This window comes from Vibrio sp. D173a (genome assembly GCF_030248475.1).
Genome location: NZ_JAHGAH010000050.1, coordinates 36040 through 43057 on the forward strand (window position 1 = coordinate 36040; position 7018 = coordinate 43057).

5 protein-coding genes are annotated in these 7018 nt (G+C 46.5%); 4 read left to right on the forward strand and 1 reads right to left on the reverse strand.

The annotated features are described in order from the left end of the window. Nucleotides 1–44 precede the first annotated feature (44 nt). From treR to treC, 3 genes are all read left to right on the forward strand, one after another. A complete protein-coding gene (gene treR, locus KIV40_RS06265) occupies nucleotides 45–992 on the forward strand; it encodes a trehalose operon repressor TreR (RefSeq protein WP_005530693.1) in 948 nt (315 codons plus the stop codon). Nucleotides 993–1167: 175 nt separating this feature from the next. Beyond that, nucleotides 1168–2592 carry a PTS trehalose transporter subunit IIBC gene (gene treB / locus KIV40_RS06270; RefSeq protein ID WP_005530695.1) on the forward strand — a complete coding sequence of 475 codons (1425 nt, stop codon included), beginning with the start codon at nucleotides 1168–1170 and terminating at the stop codon, nucleotides 2590–2592. 90 nt (nucleotides 2593–2682) lie between these two features. Then, entirely contained in the window at nucleotides 2683–4368 is a 1686-nt protein-coding gene (gene treC / locus KIV40_RS06275; RefSeq protein ID WP_012127181.1) for an alpha,alpha-phosphotrehalase, read from the forward strand. Between the two features lie 78 nt (nucleotides 4369–4446). Here treC and KIV40_RS06280 read toward each other — a convergent pair whose 3' ends face one another. Next, nucleotides 4447–5049, reverse strand: coding sequence for a YitT family protein (locus KIV40_RS06280; protein WP_285348291.1), 603 nt, complete (start codon nucleotides 5047–5049; stop codon nucleotides 4447–4449). A 347-nt stretch (nucleotides 5050–5396) separates the two neighbouring features. Between KIV40_RS06280 and glyA the strand changes: the two genes are divergently transcribed. Then, on the forward strand, nucleotides 5397–6647 hold the full coding sequence (gene glyA / locus KIV40_RS06285) for a serine hydroxymethyltransferase (RefSeq protein WP_005440106.1): 1251 nt from the start codon (nucleotides 5397–5399) through the stop codon (nucleotides 6645–6647). Nucleotides 6648–7018 lie beyond the last annotated feature (371 nt).

Consider the following 7018-nt stretch of genomic DNA (forward strand, 5'->3'; position numbering starts at 1 on the left):
GCTGCTTCCCTTTTGTTTGATTTTTTCTTTTAGTCTGAACACTTATGAGCAAAAAACTCACCATTCTTGATATCGCGAAATTGGCTGGCGTGGGCAAATCGACGGTTAGCCGTGTACTTACCAATGATCCCAAGGTAAAACCGCAAACGCGTGAGAAGGTTGAACAAATCATTCGTGAATCAGGCTATGTGCCATCCAAATCAGCACAATCGATGCGTGGTGGCAGCCAGAAAGTGGTCGGCGTGATCATTTCTCGTCTCGATTCCCCATCAGAAAACCGTGCCGTTGGCACTATGCTTAGTGCTTTGTACTCGGCAGGGTACGACGTGGTGATCATGGAGAGCCAGTTCGCTCGCGATAAAACCAACGAGCATTTGGACGTTCTTAAACGTCGCAATGTCGATGGGGTGATCGTGTTTGGCTTTACTGGGTGTGATGAGCAAGCGTTAGCGGAGTGGGGCAATCGCATTGTCGTGATCGCCATGGACACTCAATTGGTTTCTTCGATCAACTATGATAACCAAGGTGTTATCGACATGGCGCTCTCCCATCTGGAACAGCAATCTATTTCTCGTATTGCCTACATCGGCGTTGACCCAGAAGATCGCACAACGGGCCTTGCTCGTCTAAATGCTTACCACGCTTGGTGTGAGCAAAAGCGTGTTGAACCTTGTTTTCAAACCGGCAAACTTAGCCACGAAAGCGCCTACCAGCTGGTGGATCAAGTTCTTCAACCCGATACGCAAGCCATCGCTTGTGCCAGTGACACTATCGCTCTCGGTGTGATCAAACGTCTGCAAGAAATCGGACGTGAAGATGTGGTGGTCACTGGTGTGGGGGGCAACGAACTACTCTCGTTCCTTTTTCCAAATGTCTTCAGCGTGGATCCGGGCTATGCACATGCCGGTGAGAAAGCCGCTAAGATGCTGATCAATCAGTTAAACGGTGATGAGTCTGTGGTGCATTTTACCCAGCAACCGATCCGCCATTAATCCACCTGTCGACAATCTGCTCTAAAATTATACTGTGATCATTCTCAATTAATGGGACTGTTCCCATTTTGTTTTTTAAATCGAGCTGACATTATTAAAATTATCAAATGGGAATGTTCCCAAAATAAAAATAATACGACGAATTGAATGTATCCAGTACAGGGTGGACAAAGTTATGAGTAAGATTGCGCGTCAAGATGTAGAGCGTCTTATTGAGCTGGTCGGGGGATCGGACAATATTGCCAGTGTTAGCCACTGCTTAACTCGCTTACGTTTCGTGTTGAATGACACAGATAAAGCCGATACCAAACAGTTAGATGCACTGCCTATGGTGAAAGGCTGTTTTACCAACGCAGGTCAGTTCCAAGTGGTGATCGGTACGGAAGTCGATGAGGTATACAAGGTACTGATCGAGTTAAGTGGTAAAAGTGAAGCGAGCAAAGATGAATCTAAGAACGCCGCTCGTCAAAACATGAACATCGTTGAGCGTGGTATTTCCCACCTTGCTGAAATCTTTGTACCACTGTTACCTGCGATCATCACTGGTGGTTTGATTCTTGGCTTCCGTAACGTGATTGGCGACATCAAGATGTTTGATGGCCAAACGCTCACGGAAATCAGCCAGTTTTGGGCAACGGTACACTCTTTCTTATGGCTAATTGGTGAAGCAATCTTCTTCTTCCTGCCAGTTGGCGTGTGTTGGTCGACAGTGAAAAAGCTCGGTGGTACTCCTATTCTGGGTATCACATTGGGTGTCACACTGGTTTCGCCACAGCTAATGAACGCCTACCTAATTGGTAAGCAAGTGCCTGAAGTATGGGATTTTGGCTTATTCGCTATCGAGAAAGTGGGCTACCAAGCGCAAGTGATTCCTGCGATGTTAGCGGGTGTTGCCTTGGCGTTCATAGAAACCAATTTAAAGCGCATTATTCCGTCTTACCTTTACCTAGTGGTCGTGCCGTTTGTTTCTATCATTGTGTCTGTGATTCTTGCGCACTCTATTATTGGTCCATTCGGTCGCATGTTGGGTGACGGCGTTGCTTTCGCAGCAAAAGCAGCCATGACGGGTGACTTCGCAATGATTGGCTCAACCATCTTTGGCTTCCTATATGCGCCATTGGTAATTACCGGTATTCACCACACCACCAACGCGGTTGATCTTCAACTGATGCAAGAGCTAGGCGGTACGCCAATCTGGCCTTTGATTGCACTTTCAAACATTGCTCAAGCGTCTGCAGTAGTTGGTATCATTATCATCAGTAAAAAACACGGCGAGCGTGATATCTCGGTGCCTGCGGCTATCTCTGCTTACCTTGGTGTGACAGAGCCTGCGATGTACGGCATCAACTTGAAATACAAATTCCCAATGCTGAGCGCGATGATCGGCAGTGCGATTGCCGCAGCTATCTGTGGCAGCGCAGGTGTGATGGCGAATGGAATTGGTGTGGGCGGTTTGCCGGGCATCTTGTCTATCCAACCGCAGTTCTGGGGTGTCTTTGCTCTGGCGATGTTGGTGGCGATTGTGGTCCCTGTGGCACTGACGCTTGTGTTGTATAAGCGTGCGCAAATGAAAGGTGAGTTAGAAACCGCTAACGCGTAATTCAAACCGAGGCGGCTATTTGGCTGCTTCGTTTATCTCCTCTATTTTTAAGATTTTAAGTTTCCGTTTAATGGTAAGTGAGCGTTAGAAATGGCAATGACCAAGCATGATGAGAGCTGGTGGAAAACCGCAACCATCTACCAAATTTACCCAAAAAGCTTTTGTGACAGTGGAAGTAAAGGCACGGGCGATATTAAAGGGATCATTTCTAAGCTGGATTATCTAAAACACCTTGGTGTGGATGCGATTTGGCTGACGCCGGTTTATCAATCGCCAATGATCGACAATGGTTATGACATTTCCGATTACTATGCGATCAACCCAGATTTCGGCACTATGCAAGATTTCGATACCCTGTTGGCTGAGGCTCACCAGCTGGGTATTCGAATCATCATGGATATCGTGGTGAATCATACTTCGACAGAACATAAGTGGTTCCAATCGGCATTGGGTGACAAAAACAGTCCATACCGTGATTACTACATCTGGAAAGATCCGGTTGATGGCGTAGAGCCAAACAACTGGCAATCTAAGTTTGGTGGCAACGCTTGGGCGTTGGATGAAAAAACGGGTCAGTACTATTTGCACCTTTTTGCTAAAGAGCAAGCGGACCTAAACTGGGAAAACCCGGTAGTGCGTGAAGAAGTGAAAGAAGTCATCAGCTTCTGGGCAGAAAAAGGTGTGGATGGCTTCCGTCTTGACGTTATCAACCTGATTTCCAAGCAGCAAGATTTTCCAAGTGATGATATTGGTGATGGTCGCCGCTTCTACACCGACGGCCCACGTGTGCATGAATACCTTCAAGAGATCAGTGAAGCGGTGTTCCAGAAATATGGCAGTGTGACTGTAGGTGAAATGTCTTCCACCACACTAGAGCATTGTCAGCAATATTCAGCGCAAGATGGCAAAGAGCTGTCAATGGTGTTCAATTTCCACCACTTGAAAGTCGATTACCCGAATGGTGATAAATGGACGAAAGCGCCGTTTGATTTCATCCAACTGAAACAGCTCTTCAACCATTGGCAAACTGGTTTAAATGGCAAAGGGTGGGGCGCGCTATTTTGGTGTAACCACGACCAACCACGCGTTGTGAGCCGATTAGGTAACGACGAACAATACCGTGTTGAATCTGCCAAAATGCTTGCGGCATCGGTGCACATGATGCAAGGCACGCCTTATGTTTACCAAGGTGAAGAGATCGGCATGACCAACCCAGGTTACACCGAAATCAGCCAATATCGCGATGTTGAAAGCACTAACATGTACGACATCATGGTCAATCGCGATGGCGTATCTCACGACGACATGATGGCGATTTTGGCACAGAAGTCGCGTGATAACTCACGTACGCCAATGCAATGGAATAGCGCGAAACACGCGGGCTTTACTGAGGGCACGCCGTGGCTAGAGGTGGCTCAGAACTATTCAGAGATCAACGCAGAAGCCGCGATTGCCGATTTGAACTCGGTGTTCTACTTCTACAAGCGCTTGATTGAACTGCGTAAACAGGTTCCAGTCATCACCGATGGTCGTTACGAGGACTTACTGCCTGAGCACAAACGTATTTTTGCTTACGCACGTCAGAACGACAAGCAAACGCTGCTGTGTATTAACAACTACTACGGCGAAGAAGTGGAGTGTGTGTTACCAGAGCGCTTTGATATGAGCAAAGCCAAGAACCTGCTTTCCAACTATCAGAATGCAACCAGCGCGATTGCTTCCAACCACCAAGTACTGCGTCCTTACGAAACTCGCATCTTTCTGATTGAAGAGTAAAAATTAAGCTTCCCCTAAGGATTTCGGTCCTAAACAAAAGGCTTTGGAGTGCTCCCCAAAGCCTTTTATTTTTTCATCCTATGAACCGTAACTTACTGAGTAGCGATGCGGTTTGTGATTCATTGCAAGTACAAGGTTCAGTGCGAAGGCGCCAAGAATCGATAAGCCGATCACCCAAGGTGTGACGAAGAAGAAAGACGCAAACAAGATACAGGCGTCGATCGCCATCTGAGATTTCCCGACCGAAATACCGAATTTGTCCTGAATGAACAAGCACAGCACGTTGAAGCCACCCAAACTTGAACGGTGACGGAACAGGATCAACATACCCAAGCCCATCAACAGCCCGCCAGCAACCGCACAGTAAATCTCATTAATCGACTCGAGTGAGATCAGCAAATACAGATTATCCGCAAAGATAGAAACCAAAGCGCCAGAAATTGCACTATTAATCGCAAAATGACGGCCGAAGTGTTTCCATGCTAGCAAGTAAAAAGGACAGTTGGCTAAAAAGTACAGCACACCAAACGTAAAAGGTGTAAATTGGCTAATAAGCAGAGCCAATCCTGTGGTGCCTCCGGTTAAGAGGTTCGCGGATTGGAGAAAGAAAACGCCTTGAGCGACCAAAAAGGTCCCCGTAAGAATTGCCATCCAGTCTTCTTTTCTTGAGTGTTTTTCCATCTATTATGCAGTCGTTAGTGATAAATCGGGCGTGCATAGTAGTAAAAAGATGATCTTTTCGGTAGCTAGAGGGTAAAATTTTCGGTAAACCTATGTAATTGTCGTTTTACAGGGTGTAAAGCACAAAATTGACAGTCAACGGATCATGGTTAAACGATTGCAACATCGTCATGATATTTCTTGCTTGTCACCATGAAAAAACTGCATGAGAAAAATTGTAAATTTCTCTTTATGACCTAGACCAAATTATGTAGAATGCGCGCCATTAGGTCGACGAAAACGTTTGCTTTAGGTCGTTATCCAGTTTTTTTGCAACTTTCAGTACCAATCTGAGTCAGGAGATACAGATGCTTAAGCGTGATATGAACATCGCAGATTACGATGCGGAACTGTTCGCAGCTATCCAGGAAGAAACACTTCGCCAGGAAGAACACATTGAACTAATCGCTTCTGAAAACTACACAAGTCCACGTGTAATGGAAGCTCAAGGTTCTCAGCTAACGAACAAATACGCTGAAGGCTACCCAGGCAAGCGTTACTACGGCGGTTGTGAGTACGTAGATAAAGCTGAAGCACTGGCAATCGATCGTGCATGCCAACTGTTCGGTTGTGAGTACGCGAACGTACAGCCTCACTCAGGTTCTCAAGCAAACAGCGCAGTTTACATGGCGCTTCTGAACCCAGGCGACACAGTTCTAGGTATGAGCCTAGCGCACGGTGGTCACCTAACTCACGGTTCTCCAGTAAACTTTTCTGGTAAGCACTACAACGTGATTCCTTACGGTATCGACGAAGCAGGTCAAATCAACTACGACGAGATGGAACAGCTAGCGCTTGAGCACAAGCCTAAGATGATCATCGGTGGTTTCTCTGCTTACTCACAAATCGTTGATTGGAAACGCATGCGTGAAATCGCAGACAAAGTTGACGCTTACCTATTTGTAGACATGGCACACGTTGCTGGTCTAATCGCAGCAGGCGAGTACCCAACACCAGTTCCACACGCTCACGTAGTAACTACGACTACGCACAAAACGCTAGCAGGTCCTCGTGGCGGTCTTATCCTTTCTAACGAAGGTGAAGAGCTGTACAAGAAGCTGAACTCAGCAGTATTCCCTGGCGGTCAAGGTGGTCCTCTAATGCACGTTATCGCTGGTAAAGCGGTAGCGTTCAAAGAAGCGATGGAGCCTGAATTCAAAGCTTACCAAGCTAACGTAGTGAAAAACGCGAAAGCAATGGTTGGTCAATTCCAAGAGCGTGGCTACAAGATCGTTTCTAACGGTACTGAGAACCACCTATTCCTAGTTGACCTAATCGACAAAGACATCACTGGTAAAGATGCAGATGCAGCACTAGGTGCAGCAAACATCACAGTAAACAAGAACTCTGTTCCAAACGATCCACGCAGCCCATTCGTAACGTCTGGTATCCGTGTTGGTACGCCAGCAATTACTCGTCGCGGCTTCACTGAAGATGACGCGAAAGAGCTAGCAAACTGGATGTGTGACGTTCTAGATAACATCGGCAACGAAGAAGTTATCGAAGCGACAAAACAGAAAGTTCTAGAAATCTGTAAGCGTCTACCAGTTTACGCGTAACTTTCTTCATTGAGTGCGCCGATTTCGTTGTCGGACATACTTATTTGCTAGAAGCAAACCAAACTCCGTGTGTTCTCCTAGAACTCGACGCATCTATTTCGAAAGTTCACCCAATTTAAAGGTCCTCATTTGAGGGCCTTTTTGTTTTTCTAGCGTATGGAAATATCAGCTTAGAGCGCGTTGAAGCGAGATTCCTGATATCGCCTAGGCTCTTCGGAATGACGTGTTTTGGTTTCTGAGAAACAAGTTGTTATGTGGCTGCTTGGGAGTATTTGCGTGGAAAACGAAAGAGGTTATTAGACTCTGAATATACTTTTGATTTGCTCAGGAACCCAACGTCGTCATTCCCTACAAGCGAGGAACGTATATGG

What these genes read in the sequence shown, in the direction of transcription:
- treC (WP_012127181.1), top strand. Translation starts at nt 2,683, where the DNA reads ATGGCAATGACCAAGCATGATGAGAGCTGGTGGAAAACCGCAACCATC.
- treB (WP_005530695.1), top strand. Translation starts at nt 1,168, where the DNA reads ATGAGTAAGATTGCGCGTCAAGATGTAGAGCGTCTTATTGAGCTGGTC.
- KIV40_RS06280 (WP_285348291.1), bottom strand. Translation starts at nt 5,049, where the DNA reads ATGGAAAAACACTCAAGAAAAGAAGACTGGATGGCAATTCTTACGGGG.
- glyA (WP_005440106.1), top strand. Translation starts at nt 5,397, where the DNA reads ATGCTTAAGCGTGATATGAACATCGCAGATTACGATGCGGAACTGTTC.
- treR (WP_005530693.1), top strand. Translation starts at nt 45, where the DNA reads ATGAGCAAAAAACTCACCATTCTTGATATCGCGAAATTGGCTGGCGTG.